The organism is Streptomyces sp. NPDC041068, from assembly GCF_040647455.1.
Classification (GTDB): Bacteria; Actinomycetota; Actinomycetes; order Streptomycetales; family Streptomycetaceae; genus Streptomyces.
This window is the reverse complement of sequence record NZ_JBEZCG010000043.1, coordinates 1-18,968: the sequence shown is the minus strand read 5'-3', so window position 1 is coordinate 18,968 and position 18,968 is coordinate 1. Positions and strand designations below refer to the sequence as shown.

Below are 18,968 nucleotides of genomic sequence, written 5' to 3'. Positions count from 1 at the left end.
GCTCGGACCGAAGTGACTTCGGTCCGAGCCTTCCGCGCTTACTGGGGATGGAAGCCTCTCCCGAGGGTTACTTCACGTCGACGTGGTCCGCCGCGGAGGCGACCGCCGAGGTGGTGGAGACACCTGCGAAGGAGTAGCGGAAGTAGCCGTCCGCCGTGGCCTTCGTCGTCGTCCTCAGGTTGCCCTTGCTGTCCGTCGTGACGGTCTTGAGGGTCTTGTAGGTGCTGGTTCCCTGCTTCTTGAACTGGAGCTTCACCGGCTGCTTGGTGTAGCCCCCGTACTTGTAGGTCTTCCAGTTGGCACGGGTCAGGGCGCCCGTGACGGTGATCGTCTTGTTCTTCTTCACCGGTTCCGGCGAGGCGTTGACCGTGAGCCTGGCATTGCGCAGGACCTTCGCCTTGGCCGCGGAGTCCTTGGTGATGTAGTCACCGTCGTTGGCCAGGGCGTGGGCGCTCACGGTCCAGGTTCCGGCGGTGGTGTTGTCCTGGGGGTGGATGCGCGGGTTGATCTTCAGCGTGTAGGTGCAGGTGGTCGTGGTGAAGCTCTGGCGCACACACTTGCCCGCGATGTTGTCGGGCATCACGAGGCCGTAATAGTCGCCGTTGGCGAGGGGCGTGTGCCACATGACCGGGAAGGTGTTTCCGGTCTCGATGCCCGAGTCGTCCGTGGCCGTCACCGCGATGGTGAACGTCTTCACGTCCGTTGTCCCCAGGACGATGTTCTTCCCGCCGTTGACGACCACCTTCGTGATCTTGATGTCACCCGAGAAGTCATCCGCCTGGGCGGCCGCCGGGATCGTGAGTGCGGACAGGACGAGGGCCCCGGCGAAGCCTGCCACGGTGGTGCGGTGATGCATGAAGACGTTTTCCCGTGTTCCAGAGCCTCAGGGACGTCCCGAGGCGGAGCTGACAATGCCCACCCGGTTCGCGGGTGGCACGGACATGACCATCAGGTCGCTGAAATGGTTGCCCATCGATCACGGAGGAAGACGGCGACTCTGCCTGGCATGTTGAGGGGGACCGGTGATTCCAGGGCGGGAATGCCCTCAGGGGCGGCGGAGGCGGGCACGGGCACGAGGCAGGCAACAGCCGTGCGGTTCGCGTTGCGGCTGACGCCGTGTTCGCGGGGGAGCGCGGCAATCGAGCGGTCCTCCAAGTAGGCGGTGCGGTAGGCGTAGGTCTTCGCGGACGAGAGGCTGGGGCAGCACCCTCCCTTGTTGCCCCGGGTCTCGGCGGCGCACAGGCCGTCACCGGTCAGTCTGCTGCGTAGGGCGGCTTGCAGGGAGATCTCGTCACCTTCGTCCATGACGGGAGACATGGCAGAGCGGCACCACCTAGCTGCGTCACAAAGGCAGAGGAATCGGAGGCAACGCATGCGACGAAACCTCGTCCCTGTCGCCGCCCCGGCGGGGTTCTGGGCGAGCCCTGGCCCGGGCAGGGCAAATCGGCCGCACAAGACAGTCACGCCTTCTCCCTCGCTCAGTCGACAGGCCAAGGATCCCAATCCCGCATCGGCGGAGACGCTCGCCGTGGGCCAAGGACGGGCTCTCAGTGGTGCTTGTTGGTGTCGTCCGGGTCGTGATGCCGCACATGCCAGGGCCCCGGAGGGGGCGTCGGCGCGTTCCTGGATCTCGGCGAGGTCCTCGCCGGTGAGCGGATCAGGAGTGACCATCAGGTGGCGTGGCGGGGGAGTGTTCCGGCCCGGTGTGCACGCAGGTCGAGAGCGGTTTCCACTCCCGTGATCGGCTCGCAGAAGGGTTGGTTTCTTCCCCGACGTGCCGGGAACGCCCCGCATTCCACCAGAGAAGCATGTGCGGCGAGTTGTGCCCCGAGTACCCCGGAGAACAATGCCGTCCCCGTCACATCGATGCTCGCGTACACGAATGTCGCACGGATGCGTTCGGTGGGGTCTTTGAGCAGGTCGGCCGTTTCCGCACCGGTGGCGGTGCGGGGGTTGAGCTGGTCGATCTCGTGGATGGGTACCAGGCATACGCCTGCCTGGTTGTAGGTGTGGCAGACGGTGTCGGAGATCTGGGCCTGGGGCATGCAGGTAGCGACAAAGGTACCGAGATATCTGGCGAATTCCGTGGCGAGGGCTCTCGCGGTCGCTCCGGGCACGGGGCTCCCCCTTCCCGGTGTAGCTCCCCCCCACCCGGGCCTAACGAAGCATCTGAAAGGGACCAGCGCGGCCGCAAGACCGCCTCTCGTGTTGTCGAACACGCCAAGCTCACCGGCCTGAGGCGTCCCTCTGTGGGAGCCGTCAGACGTCTCGGGCCCGTGCAGCACAAGCCCCTGAGGCTCCATCAGCAGAAGCTGTCGATCGTCTCACGGTCTACGGATACACGGCGCTACAGAACCTGATCCGCACAGAGCGGATCTACGAGCGGTGTCGCGCCCTGGGACGCCCCGTCTCCCCGACCCCCGCCGACCTGGACGAGCTGAGCCGGTCGCGCGACGAGCGTGCCGCGCTGACGGGGGACGATCTCCTGAAGGTTCTGGAAGAGCAGGACAAGGTCTGGTCGACCTGGGACAGACGCGGGGGAGCGAACCTGGAGACGTACTTCGTCAATGCCCTGGTCCTGTACTTCCCGGCGGCCTTCCGCACATGGCAGGGGCCCCGCCGACGCGCGCCCGCTCCCTGCCGCCGACGTGAGCGCCTTGCTCTCCAGGACTCACCAGGCCGATCCCGCCTTGGGCGTCACGGCACGCGATGTCGTCACACGGGCGCTGCGGACAGCAGGGCCCGAGGTGCGCGCCACGCTGATGCTGGTGGCCGCCGGATATCAGCACCGGGAGATAGCCGACCGCCTGAACATCAGCGAACGCGGTCTCGAGGGACGGCTCCACCGCTTCCGTAAGCAGATCCGGAATGCTCCTTTGGCCCAGGACCTGCTGGAGGTGCTCCGGGAACGGGCCACTGTGCACTCCGCTCGACCCTGACGGCGCGAGCGCCCCGCGTGAGCCGACAGGCCCCCTTGGGGTCGGTGGCCTGCACGCCCATCAGGCCACGAACCTTGGACAGCCCGCCAGGCCGACTCGCTTCGCGGTCGGCCTGGCGGCCCGCCCAGAACCGTGGCGGATGGTTCGTGCAGTCCACCGACCCCAAGGGGAACCCATGAACCGGCTCACGACCGTGAGCACCGCAAGGCCCCCGCCGTCCGCAGGCACGCTGCTACCGGCCTACCAAGGCAACGACCAGACCAACGCTGACCCCAGCCGACGACACCGTCAGTTGAAGCCCCGCCTCACGCAGGCGGGGCTTCGTCGTCTTTCCGCCCCCGCGTCGTACGCGGCACTAAAACCCCGGAGGAGACCCGATGAAGGGCAAGACAACGCCCCCGCCCGCCTCACCGTTCTTCGAACTGCGCATCGGTGGCTTGCGCATGACGATCCAGCAGGCGCCGTACCGTCTGCTGGCCGTCGCCGCTTCCATCCTCGGCCCGCTCGCGGGCGCGACCTGGCTCGCCCGCTGAACATGGCGATACTCCCGGCCTAGGGGCGCGAGAGCAGATCCGTCGCAGGCTGGGGCCCGATTCCCCTCAGCTTGTTTTTTATGGTTTGCGAGCTTTGAGTTGATTACGTTTGGCGATGGTCTCGGGTCGTCTGGTCGTTTTGCCCACGTCATAACGGGTGGCGGGATGCCGGTTCTTCGAGCCAAGTGGGCGTCCTGGTCCGGGTGTTGAGGGTTTGGGTGCACGGGCCGGACTGTGCAGGTGAGGGCGGAGGTTCCGGAACCCTCGGCGGACGCGGGCCGGGGTGAGCCGGGCGGGCTCGGCCCGCTTCTCCCAGGGGCGGCGGAGATCGGCCGCGGCCTCGCGGGTGAGCCGGAGCTGTGTATGTACCGCGATCAGGAGCCATGTCCACCGGTCCGCGGCCTAGGGAGTACGGAGCCTGGGGCGGGTCCAGCCAAGCGTCTGCTTTACAAAACGGAAAGTATGTTCAAGATCGAATCTGCGGAGGAACGCTTGCCATCGCAGGTCGACGTCCTCGCTGGTCATGCCAGTCTTGGAGGACCACAGCCAGAGCGGCAACGGGTCACCTCCGCCGGGCAGATGGTCCACCTTCAGGCGGATGAGGGTGCCCTCGATGATGGGGAGTTCGCCGTCGTGGTCGATCCACGCGCTGCGGGTGGTGAGCCTGGGATGGATGCGGTCCCAGGCCATGGCCTGGGCGATGCCGTAGCGGTCGGTGACCTCCACCGTCTCCGCGTCGGGCTCGCCCCAGGTCTCGGGCCTGGCGAAGCGGAACTCCTTGCCATGCTTCGGCGGCCGCCCACCTTGGGGATAGGCCAGGGCGTATTCCTTGAGCGAGGGCGTCGGACGGCGCATCACCCGGTCCGAACGCATCCGTCCCAGCACCTCGACGGGCAAGCCGTCGAGGAGGTAAGCCATGCGCGGGGCGTCGTAGCCGGCGTCGAAGACGACCAGGATGTCCCGGTCACCGTCCTCCCACTGACCCTGGCCGATCAAGTCGTTCACAACGCGGCGGACCTGCCGGGCGGTGACCCCGGCGACATCATCGTCGGGGCCGAGGCGGACCGCGTCCAGCAGCTGGCACCACGAGGTGCGGCCCGTCTCCAGCGCAGCGACGAACGAGTACGGCCAGCCGGGAATGAACTGGTCACTGGACCGTCCCGAGCGCCCGTAGACGTGGCAGAACAGACGGTCCGGGCTGGTCGGCGCGTCCGGACGCAGCCACGGCGAGGCATCGACCGCCAGGACCAGGCGCCCGTCGGCGGCCTTCGGCTGCGGCAGCACGGCCAGCGCCTTCCGCAGCCTGTCCGCGTCGATACAGCCCTGGTTGAGCGCGTCGTACAACGCGCCGTGCCCACGCCGGTGTTCGGCCAGCAGCGTCAGATCGACCGGCGAGGTCACCGGCCCGTTCTCACAGAGCATCGCGTCCGTGACTTCGAACAACGTGTCACCGCGCCGGGTCAGGCATCCGTAGAGGTCCTCCCGAAAGTGGGACGTGAAATCGAATGCCTCATACCGGGCATCGTGGTCCAGCAGACTCACCTCTACGGCCTTCGCTTGATTCCGGTGCCTCTGTGACGGAGCACAGGATCAGGCGAAGGCCGTCCCCACGTCCGGCAGTTCACTGCTCGGATGACCAAGTTCGAGGGATTATTCGACCATGCAGGTCTGCCTGGGCAGGGTCATTGAGTGGCCGTACGAGCAGGGTGGTGTATTTCGTGAAGGCTTCCTGGCAGTCAGGGACGAATGGCCACTGATGCAGCACTTCTCGAAGGGTGGCTTCGGGAAGCCAGTCGTGCCAGGCGATCTCCGACGGGTTCGGTATCACGTTTTCCTTGATGACGGCTTCGTGCACACCGAGCCAGTACGGGCTGATCGCCCCGTGGCAGAGGAACTTGAAGGCGAACCGGACTGGGGCACGAACGCCGAGTTCTTCCGCCAGTTCTCGGGCGGCCGCGGCCTCGTAGGTTTCACCCACGTCCACTGCGCCACCGAGCAGCCAGTTGTACTGGCCCGGGAACCGCGAAACGTTCCCCGGTCTGCGGTGCACTAGTATCCGGCCCTCCACATCACGGCACACGATGGTCGCCACCCGGTGCAGCAATCTGCCGCGGATCGCCTCGCCTCGGTCGACGATCCCCAGTACTCGGTCCTGCTCGTCTACACGCTCCACCAGCTCGCTCATGACATCCACGATGTCAAAGACGCCTGTGATGCTGTCACGGACGGTCAGGAACTCAAGGAGCAGAGGTTAAAAGACAAGCTCAGGAGGTGTTTCTGAACTCTGGCCGTGAGGCATTGGCGGCTGGATGATCTGTTGCCTGGGGCTGGCAGGGGGCTCAGCGGGGCGAACAGGCAGTGCGGCCGGTCGTGGACGACGGGGGGAGTGGGCGGAGTCGGCGGTGTACTGCTCCAACCGGTGCCCAGACGGCCAACGTCAGGATGGTTCGCCGGACCGCTCCGCGGCGTCCGGCGCCCGCTCCAGGGGCAGCAGTGCCGCGTCCTCACGTGCCCTACCCCGATAGTCCTAAACATGGCTTATGAGTCCATAAGTTTATGCAAGGTAGTGGAAACTTTGACAACAGCGAAAGATGGGTCACTCCAGCTCATAGCGACAGATTTGGTTTCCCGTTGAAGCACATACGCATGGCAGTCCTGGCTGCCGTCTCGATGGCCACCCCGACGCTCTTGGCCGCTGCGCCCGCGGCGGCGGCAGAGGTCAGCCCGCCGGCCCTCTCCATACCGGAGCCCGCTCCGGAGCCCGGGAACCCGGAGCCCCCGACAGGGCAAAGAGAGCCGTCAGCCGGCGCTCCGGTCGGCCCCGGTACCGCGGCATCGCCCCAAGCGCCTGCGGCCCCCGAGGCAAGAACCGGCCCGGCGGCGCCGCCCCCGGCCGGAGTTCCTGCCGAGCCGACGCCGGGCGCTGCCGGGTCGGTGCCGACCGGCGCCCCCACCACGCAGCCCGGAGCCCCCGGCACCGTGGACACGACCGCAGGAGAGGAGCCGGGCAGCGGAACCCGGCCGTCCTCCTCCGCCACCGCCCCGGACGGCACCATCGAGCCGACCGGGACCGCCGAGTCCGTCACCTCGGCCCAGTCTGCCGCCGGGCCGGCCCGGGAACCGGGAGAAGACCCGCCCGGTGCCGGGGAGTTGGGTGAGGCGGCACTGAGCACTACGCTGCATGGTCTGCCCAGCAAGGTTGTGCCCGGCTCCGGCTGGAAGAATTTCGCCTTCCGCGCCATCAATTCCTCTGCCAAGGCGATCAAGTCGGTCGACGTCTACACCCTGCTGGCGGCCCTCGACCATTCTGGTCGCGACAGGTGGCACCTGCTGACCCTGCAGTGGTACGACGAGGACGCAGGTGTCTGGAAGACGGTCGACCCCAACATCGGCTACCTGACCACGCTCGCCGGGTTGGCGCCCGGTGAGCACACCGACATCAAGTTGCGGATGAAGGTCGACGCCGGCATGCCGGTGGGTGACGGCTTCGCCTCGGCGCTCGGCGGATACCTCGACGAGGACGACGTCCACAGCGTGTCGGAGGCGATGCCCTACGACTTCGACATCGTGGTCGAGGAGAGCGAGCTGCCGGCCCCGGGCGAGCCGGGCAGCGAGCCGCAGGCCCCGGACAACAAGCCTGCTCCGCACGGCGACCGGCAGGAGCTTCCGACCACCGGTGAGCCCACCGCCAACAGCACCGGCAAGCCCGGCGCTTCAGGGGCCGGGGGCGGCGAGGTCAGGCCGGTCGCCGGGCGACCCGACGCAGCCGATCATGCTGCCGACCGGACCGTCTCGAACGCCACCTTGGCCGAGACGGGCAGCAATTCCGCCACCGGCTTGCTGCTCGGGGCCGGCGGTGCCTCGATCGCCCTGGGGGCAACGCTGGCAACCGCCGCCCGAAGGCGCCACCGTCGCACCTCCTGACCGGCGGACGACGTGAACGACCGGGAGGGACCGTCTCCCGGCCGGATCCTCCCGACAGCCAGGGCCTTTGCCGGCTTTGGCTGCTGGTACGGGGTGTGCCGCTGCTGTTGGGGGTGAGGCCCACCACGGCGTCCGGCCCGGCTCGTACTACCGCGGAGCGGGATGCGGAAAGCCAGAGCGCGGGGCGGGAATCTTGAATGAAGGATTGAGTGAATGTTCGACCGGTGGGGTGTGTGGGATGTGCTTCCGGACAGCGGGCGGCGGCGTTGGTCGCTGGAACCGTTCGAAGGTGTGGGGCCGCTGCGTTTCGGGATGCGGCCCGAGGAGGTCACCGCCGAGCTGGAGGGCATCGTGCGCAACCCCCAGCGTCACACACGCGCGGCCCTGTCGCCGGATCGGTACGGCACGGTCAAGGGGGAGTGCTGGGAGCTGGGGCTGACGTTCTATTACGGACTGGAAGAGCGGCTGCGGGGAATAGCGGCCGATGCCCTGAAAGGACCTCAGATCTACGCGGACGGCGTCGCGTTGGTCGGCCGGACGCCCTCGGACCTCGAACAGTGGATCGTCGACCGTGCCGGAATCCGCGAGCCCTTCTCCGAGCTGTTCTACGCGAACCTCGGCCAGCCCGGATCACGGAGCCTCGGTGTGGTGATCTGTGTCCAGCGGGCAGGTGACCGCCTGCTCACCCGACCGGTGTTCCTCCCCGCACACGCCCTCGACGCGCCGGTGAGCTTCCTCCCTTCCACGGCGTGGGCAACCCACTGACCACAAGTCGGGTCGCCCGGGGATGCGTTTCCCCCGGGCGACCCGACCCCAAAGCGCGGCTGCGTGTGCGTGATCCTCATTCCGGCTGCTGATGATGCGTAAGCTCGCTGCCTTGTGAGGCGCCGTGTCACCGAGGGGTCTTCGACCAGTCGGTGCGGGGCCCGCTGCGGGTCAGCCGCCGGGTCATGAGCGTGATGAACGCCCAGTTGAGGTGGGCTTCGGCATGTTGGGGAAGTCGTTCGTAGTCGCGGCAGTTTCGGCGGGCGTTCATGATCCAGCCGATCGACCGCTCAACCTTCCATCTGCGGGGTAGGACGACGAACCCGCGTGCGCCCCGGGCCGCAGTACCGGTCGCATGGACATCCACAAGTGTTCCGCGGTCCAGGCGGGCAGCAGGTCACGGGCGTAGGCGGAGTCCGCCCAGATCTGAGTGATCTGCGGGTGGGTGAGCCGCAGGCGCCAGAGCAGGTCGCGGGCGATGATCTCGTCGCGGACGTCGCCCGCCGTCACCGTGATCATCACGGGCAGGCCCAGGGTGTCCACCACGAGGTGTCTCTTGCGGCCGTTGATCTTCTTGCCTGCGTCGTAGCCGCGGCTGTCCCGGCCGACGGTGGAGGCCGCCTTCACCGACTGGGAGTCGACGATCAGTGTCACCGGGTAGGGACAGCGGCTGGCGTCGGCGCGGATGTGTCGTCGCAGCTGGTCGCGGATGAAGGTGACCACCCCGGCCCGGTTCCATCGCGCGAAGAACCCGTAGACGGTCTGCCAGGGCGGGAAGTCCGCCGGCAGGGCCCTCCACTTCGCCCCGTTGTCGACGAGGTAGCGGATGGCGTCGACGATCTGCCGGCGGGGCCACTTCTCGGGGTGCCCGCCGGTCTTGGCCCGGCATGCTTCGACCGGGAGCAGGGCTTCCAGCAGGGCCCATTCGGCGACGGTGGCGTCGGAGGGATAGCGACGAGGCCGATGGTGGTCAGGGGTCGGCATGGCGGAACTCGTGTCAGGTTCGGGACGGCTTCGAGAGCTGGGCGAGGGTACAGCGGACGCCGGTGAGCTGGTCGGTGACCAGGTGGGCCCACTCGTCATCGGGGTAGCGGGCCAGGTGCGGATCGAGCGTCCCCGTGATCATCCGGGTCAGCCGTCCCAGGATCTGGGCGAGCTGCTTCTTCTCGTACTCGATCCAGTCCGCGGGGTCCCCGACGTCTCGCAGGTGCCGGACTCCCCGGGCGACCTGGGAGCGGGTGATGCGGGTGGCCACCATGAGCTGGTAGCAGGGGCACGCTCAGGGCCATCGGCGTTGAATGTCGGCGGCGATGTCGAACAGGCGTCGAGCCGCACCCGCGCGGCCGGACGAGGTCACCACCGGGGCGAGGCCGCGCAGGACCGTCAGCACACCTCTGCGGGAGACGCCTGACATTCCGTCGAGGAAGTGGTGCACCACTTCCGACTGGTCCTTGCGCGGCATGCCGCCCACTGCTGCCGCCAGCTTGTCGAGTGCCTGCTGGACGTCGCCGTCGTCCTCTCCGCGGGAAGGCAGCTGACGGGCTGTCATGAGCAGGGCGTCGGCCAGCGGGCGGGGCGGCAGCAGATCCGCGACCGTGGCCAGGGCATCGGTGACCTCGCGGGCTTCCCAATTGGACCAGGTGCCTTCGAGAACCTTTCCTGCCTCGTCCACGGTGCGCCGGGCGAGTTCCCCGGCACGGCCGTGTGCCCGTCGACTGAGCGATGCCAGCAGGAGCACGCGGTGGACTTTGGCCAGCTTCGGAAGTTCTTCTTCCAGTCCCTGCAATGCGGTCTCCGGGGCGCGCAGGGCGAGCGGCGCCAGCAACCAGCCGTGGTTCGCCCGGCGTCGGGAATCACGTACGGCCTCGATGAGCACGGAGAGGCCGTCCACCGGAGCGACGGGTGTGAGTGCGCGCACCACCCCGTGGATGTGCACTTGTGGTTCGACCAGTTCGGCGAAGGCTTGCATGGCCCGGTCCCCGCATCCGCGTCGGCACAGCTCGGGAAGAACACTCGCCAAAGCCTCCGTCTTCCTGGAGGGGTCGCTGTACGAGCCGATCTCGTCCAGGGCGTCAAGGAGCTGCGCTTCGGTCATCGAGCGTGCGAGCAGGGCGGCCGGTGGGAGCCCGGGATCCTGTGCGTCCTCAGGTTCCGCCAGAGCCTGCGCTCGACGCAGCACGTCCGGAGAGAGGGGCGGCAGCATGGGCAGCAGCCTGGCCAGGTTGCCGGGGAACGCGGCTGAGCTCTCCGCCATGTCCAGCACCTGCCGGACCAGTTCCACCCGGCGCTCGCCGGAGTATCGGGCCGCCAGACCGCACAGCAACGGCATCGGCAGTCCCTCTGCGTCTGTCCGGGCCAGGTGGTGCGCCAGCTCCACCGCCTGGTCCACGAGCTCTTCCGGGAGGGCGGCGAGCGCAGTCACCGTCGTGCGGTCCCAGTAGTAGCCGGGCGGCGCGGATCGCGCGGTGCGCAACGCGTCTTCGCCGTGCCCGGTCGACGCCATCAAGCCCATGATCCGGCCCGCCACGGGTGAATCGAAGAGGATATTGCTGTACGCGGCGGAGACGTCGTCGAACAGTCGGCGCTGCCCGGCGTCGTCCAGTAGTGGAAGAAGGGCTTCCACTATCTGGTGGAGTTCGTGCGGGGTGTCGTCGGCCAGGAGTCCGTGCCAGGCGTTAAGGCAGCGCTCCACGAGCGGTTCGCGCTCCTCGGCCGCGGTGAGTTCGCAGAGACGTGCCATCAACCGCAGCACGGCCGTGTCGTCACCGATCGTCCGCGCCCCGGTCAGGGCCTGTTCCAGGTATGCATGCCAGGCGTCCCCGGTCATGCTGTCCGCGATACGGACGAGCAGGGCCTGCTCGTCCTCCTGTTGCAGAACTTCCTCTCGCTTGAAGGTCTCCGCGCGGGCCAGGGCCTCGTGCGGGCCGGCGAGTATGCACAGCTGCATCAGGAGGGCCACCAGGTCGGGCCCGTCGAGCGCCTCGCCCCACTCGTCCGCGAGAAAGCGCCGTACCTGCTCCTGTGTGAGGTAGGGGGCGAGCGGGGCAATCTTGAGCGTGATGCCTCGCAAAGAGGCGGGGACCACCTCGTTGCCGGTCATGTGGTCGAGCAGTTCCGCGCAGGCTTCGAGCCGTCGCTCGGGAGGCAGATGGGGGGCCACCGTCCGCAGGGCATGCACCCGCACTGCGGTGTCGCTCTTCGCCCGGGCGCGGCGCCACACCTCCTCCAGTGCCTCGGATCTCGATGGTTCAGGCAGAAGGGGCGCCAGTACGGCCATGGCTTCCAGGTCGAACAACTTCCCAGCCACCTGGCCAGCGGAGCCCTGTGGCGCGTAAATCTCCTGGAGGAGGGTGTCGGGCAGCGCGCGCAGGGCCTGTTCGAGCAGGACGTCGGCCTCGCCGAGTCGCGCCATCAGCCCGGGCAGGCGGTGCAACCAGCGGCGCTGGTCTGCCTCGGGCAGGAAGGCGACGACGTCGCGGATCCACTCCAGCCAGTCCCCGGGGTCCCAGATGTCCTCGCAGTCGTCCGCGATCCGGCTGGCGAGGCCGACGGCACCCGTTTTCGCCGCACGTTGGGCCAAGGCCCTGAGTACACGAGCTCCGGGGACCGGTCGCTCGTCTCTCAAGGACCGGGTCCGGCTCCGTCCCAAGTGACTGGTGTGCACTCGATCCCACTCCCGGGCGGCTTCTTCAGCACGCTGTGTCACGTGTGCAAATGCTTCGGCTACCCGGTCTGCGCTCAGATGGGGTGCGAGACTCGCGAGGGTGGTCTCGTACCACCAGCGTGGCGTTTCCCCCGCGTCGCAGATCGCGAAGACCTCATCGGCGTGGCCTAGGCCGGCGACCACGGCGAACAGCCTGACGCTGCCGCTCGCCTCGGCAGCACAGCGCAGAGCGGCGTCCCGCACCTCGTCCGTCAAGGGTCCGGACAGCGACTGCAGTAGGACGCGCAGGCCGACTGTGCGCAGCCGCGGGTCGTCCACTGCCAGCGCCCGCCTCAGCAGAGCGCGCGCGGCTTGTTCGTCCAGGGTCCCGGTGTGCTGTTCCAGGGTGAGGACGAGGCCTGCGTCACCGAGCTCGTCCGCCGTAGGCACCAACTCCCGGACAAGGTCCTCGCGATGCTCGCTGTCGACCTCGGTGGACAGCGAAAGGAGCACGGCGAGGCGATCGTGGCCGTCCGCGATCGCACACGTCGTCCGCAACGCCTCACCGGACCGCCCGCGCGCGGCGAGTTCGCGCCCGACGCCACGCAGGGCCATGATCGCCGGCCGCCCTTCCGCCTCCCGCAGGGCCTCCTGCGCCACATTGACGAGCTCGTCGTCCGGCAGCACGGGCGCGACGAAGCGCACCAGATTCGCCCAGGTGTCCCGGTCCCCGACGTCGTTCGCGATGTTCAGAACTTCCCTCGCCAGGCCTGTCGCGTGATCCTCTGATGCTCGGGGGATGGCCGTGGCCAGGGCCCACGCCCGCTGCACTGCGGGGCGGAGTGCTCGGGCCCCGGCGACCGCGGCAGCGTGCGCGTCGCCGACCAAATGGGGGAGAACGGTAGCCAGGCAGTCACCCCGGGCTACGTCGTCCGGTGCCGACAGAGCGATCTCCAGTACCCGATCGTGCAACTCCGCGGGCAGCACGGCGATCAACTCGTCCAGTTCGCCCGCCAGCGGCCCCCAGAGCAACCAGTTGCCCGAGCGACGGTCGCCGTCGAGCGCCACGGCCACGGCCTCCGTCACCACCTCCGTTCGCAGGGCGGCGGGCAGCCTGGGCGCCACGGCACCGGCCAGATTTACCAGGACCGCCCCGTCGTGGGTCGCCCGGGCCAGGGACAGAAGCTCGGGAAGAAACGTGTCCACCGCTGCCTCGGCGACCTCGGCCATCGCTTCGGGCGTGAGGTGCGGCAGCAGCCTGCCGAGGATGAGCCGGGCGGCACGGCGGCCGGGCTCATCCAGGAGCGGAGCGAGGCTCGCCAGGGCCGTTGCTTGCCATGACGCGTCACCTTCATCCGCGTAGGTGCTCGCCACTTCGACCATCCGAAGCACCTCTTGGGCGAGCTCTTTGAAAACCGGCCTCCGATCTGCGGGGAGGAAGGCGGCGATGCGGCCGCAGACCAGGGCGCGCCGGTTGAAGTACCCGATTGCCGCGGCGTGTTCGGCGGCTTCCTCCACCGCTCCCAGCGCAGCTGCCCGGGGTGCGGTCTCGGCGAGGCCGTTGAACAATGCAGCAGCCTGCAGCGCCTCCACCGCCGTGATGCGCCCCCCGGGCGCTTCCTGTTCGGCCGCCACCGCCAGCAGTGCCTCCGCTCGTGCCGAGCCCGGCATGCCGCGGGCGTACACCAGTGCCTGCACAGGGGTCCACATTCCGTGGCGCACCAGCGCGCCGAGCAGTCTGGGCGAGATGGCCCGGGTCTCGTCACCGATACTGCTGTCGATCAGCGCGCACAGGATGTCGTCGGCGACCTGCGCGAAGTCGCCTCCGTCGACCGTCCCCTCTTGGTTCGCTCGGCGCAGGGCTTGGCGGCAGGCATGCACATCGGTGAGGAATCCGGCGTATGTGCCCTCCAGCGCCACCCAGGCCTGCTGCCACCCCTGGGACAGCAGGGCGCGCCAGTCGTCGGCGGAGGCACCCGTGCGGTGCAGGTGGGCGGCGAGGTACTGCACGGTGTACGGCGGAGCCGCGGGCGCGGCGAGTGTACCGTCGCGGAGCGCGCGGGCGACGTCCAACCCCCAGGACGCGAAGCGGGCGTCCGTGCGCCGGCGTTCCGGCTCGGTCATGCGGTGGGTCGCCCAGTACTCCGCCAGCCGGGCATGGCTGAGCACCAGGCCGTGCTCGGCGTCCTCGCCCACCAGGAACCGGCCGAGGGCAGCCAGGGCGGTCTCGGCGGTCGCGCCGACGAGTTCCGGATCCAATTGGGTCAGGTCGTCCTTGCGTAACGGTCCGAGCGCCCGGGCGAACACCGCCATCAGCGCGTTCACCTGTGCCTCGACAGCATGCGTGCCAAGGGCGCCGTACCGGATCCGCCACAGCTCCTGCTGGTCCTTCCACCAGTGCTGGAAGACGCCGTCCAGCCCGGCGGGCAGCTCGCCGAGGGAATCCGTGGTCCACTTCAGGCGCCCCTTGTCGTCCAGCAGATCCCGTACATGCTCGCCGAGCAGGAGGGGGTCGCCGAGCGTGAGCCGGTGCAACTCACCGACCAGAACGTCGAGGTCGGCGGGTTCCTCCGGGTGGGGCGGCAGGCCGACGAGAACGTCACGTATCCCCTCGCGGGAGATGCCGACGAGCTGGTGCATGATCCCCAGTCCGGCGCGTTGCCAGCCCAGTGCTTCCAGCCAGTCCTCTCCGGTGGAGCGCTCGGCGGTGGTGCGTGCGGAGACGACCACACGCAGGCCCGCGGGTGGATCGGCCGGCAGCAGGTGCGGACCCAGCTCCCAGTCGGCCGCCTCGTCCAGTCCGTCGATCACGACGACGAGACGCTGCTGGGTTGGCGTGCGTGCCAGATAGTCCGCGACGACTCCTTCCCACACCTCGGGCGGACGGTCCGCACCGGGCAGCGGGGCCTCGCCGTGCAGTTCGGCCAGCCGGGCCGCCAGCGCCGGGAAGAAGACGGCGGGCAGATTTGTGCGGTAACGGACGCTCACCGGTACGAAGACCACGTCGATGTGCTCGCGCGCCAGCAGCTGGCGCGACCAGTGCACGAGAAGCGTGGACTTGCCGCGTCCGCCGGTCCCGTACAGCAGTAGATAGGGGGCAGCGTCGTCGTCCGCCAGCCACGTATCGAGCCGCTCGAGATCGGCGGCGCGCCCGCCGAACGGGGTGGGGCGGCCGGGTCTGCCCAGGTACTCGGTCAGGAAATTGGCGATCCGGCGGTCGTAGCGGGTGGGCAGCTGGTCGATTCCGGTGACGAACTGCTGGATGACCGTGTTGCCCTCGCCGACAACGACTCCGTGGGCCTCATGGAGCCGCAGGTTGTATGCCCCGTCCTGGCCGGCCATGAGCACCTTCCACAGCTCGGCTAGTTGTCTGCTGGAGGCCGGTCGAATGTCATGTCGACCCGTTGGTGATCACCTTGGGCCAGTCCCTGCACGTTCCCCTCCACATGAAGGGTGTACTTGCTGGCGGCAGTCGCCTCCGCGTCCGTCATCTTCAGCAGTTCGCCGGCCATGCGGGCCACTTCCGGATCCTTATCGGCCCCGGCCGACAGGAGCGCGGCCCGCAGAGGTTCCCGCCACGTGTCCGCGGCACTCTCGTACTGCTCCACCAACTGCTCGCCGAGCGGCTGATCCGCGATGCGCCGGGAGACCAGGCCTTTCAAGGCCATGTAGGCGTCCTTCACCGCTGCGCCGGCGGTGTCCTTGAGCCCCGCGACGGCACCGGCTGCCAGCGCGGTGAGCACCAGAGTCACAGGTTCCATGGGTTCCCCATCCCCCCGTGGGCCGTGCTCCATTCTCGCCGACCCAGATGCCCAATGTCCCACCGTCGAGTGCAGCCGAACAGTCCCGCGCAGGGGCCTTGCGTCAAGCGGCCGGTCTTGGGTGGATTCTGTCGGGATTCATGCAGGCGCGGCCGAGGTCAACTGCTGGTGGCCCGTGGCTCCAGCCGTCCGTGAGACCGCGAACTCACGGACGGCACCAGCTCTCAGTCGCGGCCGCCCCCGCCGCTCAGCAGATCTTCATAGTCGCCGTCATGCCCATCGCCGAGTGGTCGAGCATGTGGCAGTGGTGCACGAACTCCCCGGCGTACGTGTCGAAGGTTGCCTGGAGCTTGACCGTCTCCTCGGGCTGCAGCACCACCGTGTCCTTCAGGCCCAACTCCGCTGGCCCCGGCGCGGCTCCGTTGCGCTCCAGGACCCGGAACTGCACCAGGTGCATATGGAAGTTGTGCGGGTCCCTCTCGTTGGCGTTGGTGACCGTCCACACCTCGCTGGCGCCGTGCCGGATGACGGCGTCGATGCGTGCGTGGTCGTACAGCTTCTCGTGCATGTACGCCTGCGGGTTGGGGCGGCCGTCCTCGTCCATGCGCAGCACGACGGTGCGACTGTTGGTGGGGGAGGGCAGCGACGGCAGGGTGCGCAGCACGGGCGGCACCGAGCTCGAGTCGTCGGGAACGACGGCCAGCCCCTCAAGATCCACCGGTCGTGGATCCGCGTGACCCACGGAGCCGTGCGGGACAAGATCACCTGGACAGGCAGTTCGCGGGCGACCATCGACCCGAACCACACACCGGCCGTCGAAGGCGATCGCTACCTTTCGGCCGCGACACCGGCCCAGCAGCAGGCTATCGAGACGGTTGTCGAGGACGCCCAGCACGACATGCTCCGGCGGGCCCACTCGCCGGCGGTGATTACCGAGGAGGATGCGGCCGCGCTGGCTGAGGGCTATCCGCAGCTGGTGGCGGCCATGGACCTGGACGATGCGGCGATTGCCGAGCTGGTCGGCGGCGAGCGCGACGTGTTCACGGTCGCCTGCGGTGACCAGCTGTCCGGACTGCACGGTCCCAAGGGCAAATCCTGTCCGGCCCGGCCCTGGGTCTGTCTGCTCTGCCCGCTGGCGGTGTTCGCCCCTCGGTACGCGGTCAACCTGCTGCGGCTGAAGGCGTTCTTCTCCCGACAGTGGCAGCAGATGCCATCCGCCCGGTTCATGGCTGTCTTCGGCCCTTACGCCGCACGCACCCAGCAGGTCCTGGACCGCTTCGACCTCACCGTCCTGGCTGCGGGAGCCGCCCATATCGTCGACCAGGACGGTGAACTGCCGCTGCGTCCCGAGGAGATGACCGCGTGACTACCGCCCTTGCCACTGCTGCCGCCTTCGACGGCCGGTCCGCGATCTTCGCCGGCGCTGATGTCCGCCGCGAGGCCGGATTCCTTCTTCCCAAGGGCACACAGCGACCGCTGTTCGAGGACGACATCGGGGACTTCACCGACGTCATCGGGCTGCCCGTCCAACTCGCCCTCTGGACCCGCCGTTTCAACTTCACCGCGATCACCGACCCCCGGTGGCGCCTGGTTGCCAAGGAACTGGTGCTGGCTCTGTTCGCTCCGCGTCATCCAGCCGTCGTCCTACTGCTCAGGGCTCATCGCGCGGCCCTGCTCTTGCGCAGTTGCGCGGGCCGGCTGGACGAGCTCACCAGGCTCTTTGCATGGATGGACAGGAAGGCCATCGGGAGTCTGCAGCAGATCAGTACGCAGATCTACGAGGCATCCACGGCCCATCGCCGCGATGTGCTCGACGAGGCCGGCACGGTTGTCGGCGAACAGGGACCCGCAACGCGACGCGCCGCCGCACAGGTGGTCGTCGACCTGGTCAACTACCGCGACTTGTTCACGGCCGACCGTGTCCCCGGGGCCCTGCGGCCCTGGGGCGGGGCCACAGCCTCAGCTGTCGCCGAGATGCCTAGCGGCCGCATGGAGAACAAGACCTCGCCGGTCAAGGACAGCTTGCTGCAGCCCATGCTCGCGGCCGCACTCTACGTCGTGTCCACGCTCGGCCCGCACGCCATCAAACTGGACCGGGAAGTACGGGAGAACGACAGCAGCATTTCCTGCAAGACGGCCGGAGTGCGACACGGCGGTCCCGACTTCGCTGATGAGATCGTGAAGCTGCTGGCCGAGTACACGCGAACGTGCACACCGCTGCCGATGCTGGCCGAGAACTACGCCGATGACCGACGGGCCGATGGCTGGTCCGCGGATGATCCCCTGTTGCCGGTGGGTCCTGGCCCGGCAGGCCGGGTTCAGCCAGTTCTGGTCGAGATGGTTCCCGGCTCTGCGGGGGCCGTTGGAATCCGCGGTCGCCTCGGTGGGAGTGGAGAAGATGTTCGCCCGTCAGGCTTCCGAGGTCGCCACGGCGGACGGCACGTCCTCGTTGTCCTGGACCCTGCCGCTGCACCGGCTCCAGGTCGTCGCGCTGGTCGGGATCGTCCGCACGGCCGTGATTATCGTTCTGGCCGCGGTCTCCGGGATGAGGGCGAGTGATCTGATGGAACTGCGGGTCGGCTGCCGCCGCCCGCCCGAGGAGCCCGTCCCCGGTCTGACCCCGACCGCACCGCGTTCTACGGCACCCGCCCCTACGCTCACCTCCGCGTCGAGTTCGAACGACGACTCCAGGCGATGCAGGATGCCGGCGAGATCCCCGACCCGTGCGAGGCCCTGATCTCCCGGCTTAAGGCAGAGAACAACAAACTCAAGGAACGGCTCGACCGGTCGGAGCAGAAAATCGAGGACCTCACGGATTGCCGCGGCCAGGCCCTCGCCCAACTGGCAGCCCAACCTGAGGAGATCGCTCCCCGGGACTGGGAGGACCGCCCTCGCTCACCAGCTCGCCGCGCGTACCGGGGCCCCAGTGACGAGCCTGGGCGAGGTCCTGTTCACGCCCAACGGGTCCCTGACGCTGGAGGAGTTCCGGGCGGCGGCAGCCGAAGTCGCCGCCGATCCGGAGTGGATCGTGGAGGGCACCGCAGCGCAAGTGGGCCAGGGCGAGCAACGCCTGGCGTGCGGCCGTCAGCCGTCGCCAAAGAGTGCCGATCTCCTTCTGCCGGGCGGCGAGTTGCTCAGTCAGGTGATGCAGTGTGCGGCTGGACAGGGCGATCGGCGAGGGGCGGACAAGCATGCGAGGCTCCAGGCAGCACGGTGGATCTTGGTCGTGACACCGTCCACCAGGAGCTTCGCTCCTTCGAAGAACCGTCCAACCCATCGGTCACCACGGTAGGTTGGAAAAGGCTCACTGAGCGGTGTGCATCGTGAAGTGGCTGGTCACGGATCTGGCGTGACGTTGTTCCGAGGTGCTCGTGCTGGTCGCGCATGGCAGTCTGAGGTGTAG

13 protein-coding genes and 4 pseudogenes are annotated in these 18,968 nt (G+C 68.4%); 6 read left to right on the top strand and 11 right to left on the bottom strand.

Annotated elements, in window-relative coordinates:
- Positions 1 to 67: 67 nt before the first annotated feature.
- The 3 genes from AB0B50_RS44380 to AB0B50_RS44370 form a co-directional block, all read right to left on the bottom strand.
- Positions 68 to 856, bottom strand: coding sequence for a DUF5707 domain-containing protein (locus AB0B50_RS44380; RefSeq protein ID WP_362343735.1), 789 nt, complete (start codon positions 854 to 856; stop codon positions 68 to 70).
- 92 nt (positions 857 to 948) lie between these two features.
- Complete coding sequence (locus AB0B50_RS44375) at positions 949 to 1,305, bottom strand: hypothetical protein (protein WP_362343732.1); 357 nt, start codon at positions 1,303 to 1,305, stop codon at positions 949 to 951.
- Positions 1,306 to 1,670: 365 nt separating this feature from the next.
- Entirely contained in the window at positions 1,671 to 2,045 is a 375-nt protein-coding gene (locus tag AB0B50_RS44370; protein WP_362343730.1) for a hypothetical protein, read from the bottom strand.
- A gap of 612 nt (positions 2,046 to 2,657) precedes the next feature.
- On the opposite strand from AB0B50_RS44370, the gene AB0B50_RS44365 reads away from it, so the two are divergent.
- A complete protein-coding gene (locus AB0B50_RS44365) occupies positions 2,658 to 2,939 on the top strand; it encodes a hypothetical protein (RefSeq protein WP_362343727.1) in 282 nt (93 codons plus the stop codon).
- Between the two features lie 377 nt (positions 2,940 to 3,316).
- Positions 3,317 to 3,472 (top strand): hypothetical protein, encoded by a 156-nt coding sequence (locus AB0B50_RS44360; protein WP_362343724.1) that lies wholly within the window; start codon positions 3,317 to 3,319, stop codon positions 3,470 to 3,472.
- Positions 3,473 to 3,550: 78 nt separating this feature from the next.
- Here AB0B50_RS44360 and AB0B50_RS44355 read toward each other — a convergent pair.
- Positions 3,551 to 5,008 (bottom strand): annotated as a pseudogene (locus AB0B50_RS44355) (NF041680 family putative transposase).
- A gap of 85 nt (positions 5,009 to 5,093) precedes the next feature.
- Entirely contained in the window at positions 5,094 to 5,657 is a 564-nt protein-coding gene (locus AB0B50_RS44350) for an NUDIX domain-containing protein (RefSeq protein WP_362343722.1), read from the bottom strand.
- 794 nt (positions 5,658 to 6,451) lie between these two features.
- Between AB0B50_RS44350 and AB0B50_RS44345 the strand changes: the two genes are divergently transcribed.
- Both AB0B50_RS44345 and AB0B50_RS44340 read left to right on the top strand, forming a co-directional pair.
- Positions 6,452 to 7,396 carry a hypothetical protein gene (locus AB0B50_RS44345; protein WP_362343719.1) on the top strand — a complete coding sequence of 315 codons (945 nt, stop codon included), beginning with the start codon at positions 6,452 to 6,454 and terminating at the stop codon, positions 7,394 to 7,396.
- Positions 7,397 to 7,609: 213 nt separating this feature from the next.
- The gene (locus AB0B50_RS44340) at positions 7,610 to 8,161 is read left to right on the top strand and encodes a hypothetical protein (RefSeq protein WP_362343717.1); all 552 of its coding nucleotides are present in this window, start codon (positions 7,610 to 7,612) and stop codon (positions 8,159 to 8,161) included.
- Between the two features lie 127 nt (positions 8,162 to 8,288).
- Here the strand turns inward: AB0B50_RS44340 and AB0B50_RS44335 are convergent.
- The 5 genes and pseudogenes from AB0B50_RS44335 to AB0B50_RS44315 form a co-directional block, all read right to left on the bottom strand.
- A pseudogene (locus AB0B50_RS44335) lies at positions 8,289 to 9,145 on the bottom strand (IS5 family transposase).
- A gap of 13 nt (positions 9,146 to 9,158) precedes the next feature.
- Positions 9,159 to 9,419 (bottom strand): hypothetical protein, encoded by a 261-nt coding sequence (locus tag AB0B50_RS44330; protein ID WP_362343714.1) that lies wholly within the window; start codon positions 9,417 to 9,419, stop codon positions 9,159 to 9,161.
- Between the two features lie 21 nt (positions 9,420 to 9,440).
- Positions 9,441 to 15,146: an AAA family ATPase gene (locus tag AB0B50_RS44325; RefSeq protein WP_362343712.1), complete on the bottom strand. Its 5,706-nt coding sequence runs from the start codon at positions 15,144 to 15,146 to the stop codon at positions 9,441 to 9,443.
- 20 nt (positions 15,147 to 15,166) lie between these two features.
- Positions 15,167 to 15,565, bottom strand: a complete 399-nt coding sequence (locus tag AB0B50_RS44320; protein WP_362343709.1) for a hypothetical protein — start codon at positions 15,563 to 15,565, stop codon at positions 15,167 to 15,169.
- A gap of 247 nt (positions 15,566 to 15,812) precedes the next feature.
- A pseudogene (locus tag AB0B50_RS44315) lies at positions 15,813 to 16,250 on the bottom strand (multicopper oxidase domain-containing protein); the annotation flags it as partial.
- 63 nt (positions 16,251 to 16,313) lie between these two features.
- Here AB0B50_RS44315 and AB0B50_RS44310 point away from each other — a divergent pair.
- Both AB0B50_RS44310 and AB0B50_RS44305 read left to right on the top strand, forming a co-directional pair.
- Entirely contained in the window at positions 16,314 to 16,931 is a 618-nt protein-coding gene (locus tag AB0B50_RS44310; RefSeq protein ID WP_362343706.1) for a hypothetical protein, read from the top strand.
- A complete protein-coding gene (locus AB0B50_RS44305) occupies positions 16,928 to 18,124 on the top strand; it encodes a hypothetical protein (protein ID WP_362343703.1) in 1,197 nt (398 codons plus the stop codon). The genes AB0B50_RS44310 and AB0B50_RS44305 overlap by 4 nt, the downstream gene beginning before the upstream one ends.
- Before the next feature lie 478 nt (positions 18,125 to 18,602).
- Here the strand turns inward: AB0B50_RS44305 and AB0B50_RS44300 are convergent.
- Positions 18,603 to 18,758: pseudogene (locus AB0B50_RS44300) on the bottom strand (IS5/IS1182 family transposase); the annotation flags it as partial.
- Between the last annotated feature and the right edge of the window lie 210 nt (positions 18,759 to 18,968).

Bases quoted from the DNA above. Each gene is read 5' to 3' on its own strand.
- AB0B50_RS44380 (WP_362343735.1), bottom strand. From the start codon at position 856: ATGCATCACCGCACCACCGTGGCAGGCTTCGCCGGGGCCCTCGTCCTG.
- AB0B50_RS44375 (WP_362343732.1), bottom strand. From the start codon at position 1,305: ATGGACGAAGGTGACGAGATCTCCCTGCAAGCCGCCCTACGCAGCAGA.
- AB0B50_RS44370 (WP_362343730.1), bottom strand. From the start codon at position 2,045: ATGCCCCAGGCCCAGATCTCCGACACCGTCTGCCACACCTACAACCAG.
- AB0B50_RS44360 (WP_362343724.1), top strand. From the start codon at position 3,317: ATGAAGGGCAAGACAACGCCCCCGCCCGCCTCACCGTTCTTCGAACTG.
- AB0B50_RS44350 (WP_362343722.1), bottom strand. From the start codon at position 5,657: ATGAGCGAGCTGGTGGAGCGTGTAGACGAGCAGGACCGAGTACTGGGG.
- AB0B50_RS44340 (WP_362343717.1), top strand. From the start codon at position 7,610: ATGTTCGACCGGTGGGGTGTGTGGGATGTGCTTCCGGACAGCGGGCGG.
- AB0B50_RS44330 (WP_362343714.1), bottom strand. From the start codon at position 9,419: ATGGTGGCCACCCGCATCACCCGCTCCCAGGTCGCCCGGGGAGTCCGG.
- AB0B50_RS44325 (WP_362343712.1), bottom strand. From the start codon at position 15,146: ATGGCCGGCCAGGACGGGGCATACAACCTGCGGCTCCATGAGGCCCAC.
- AB0B50_RS44320 (WP_362343709.1), bottom strand. From the start codon at position 15,565: ATGGAACCTGTGACTCTGGTGCTCACCGCGCTGGCAGCCGGTGCCGTC.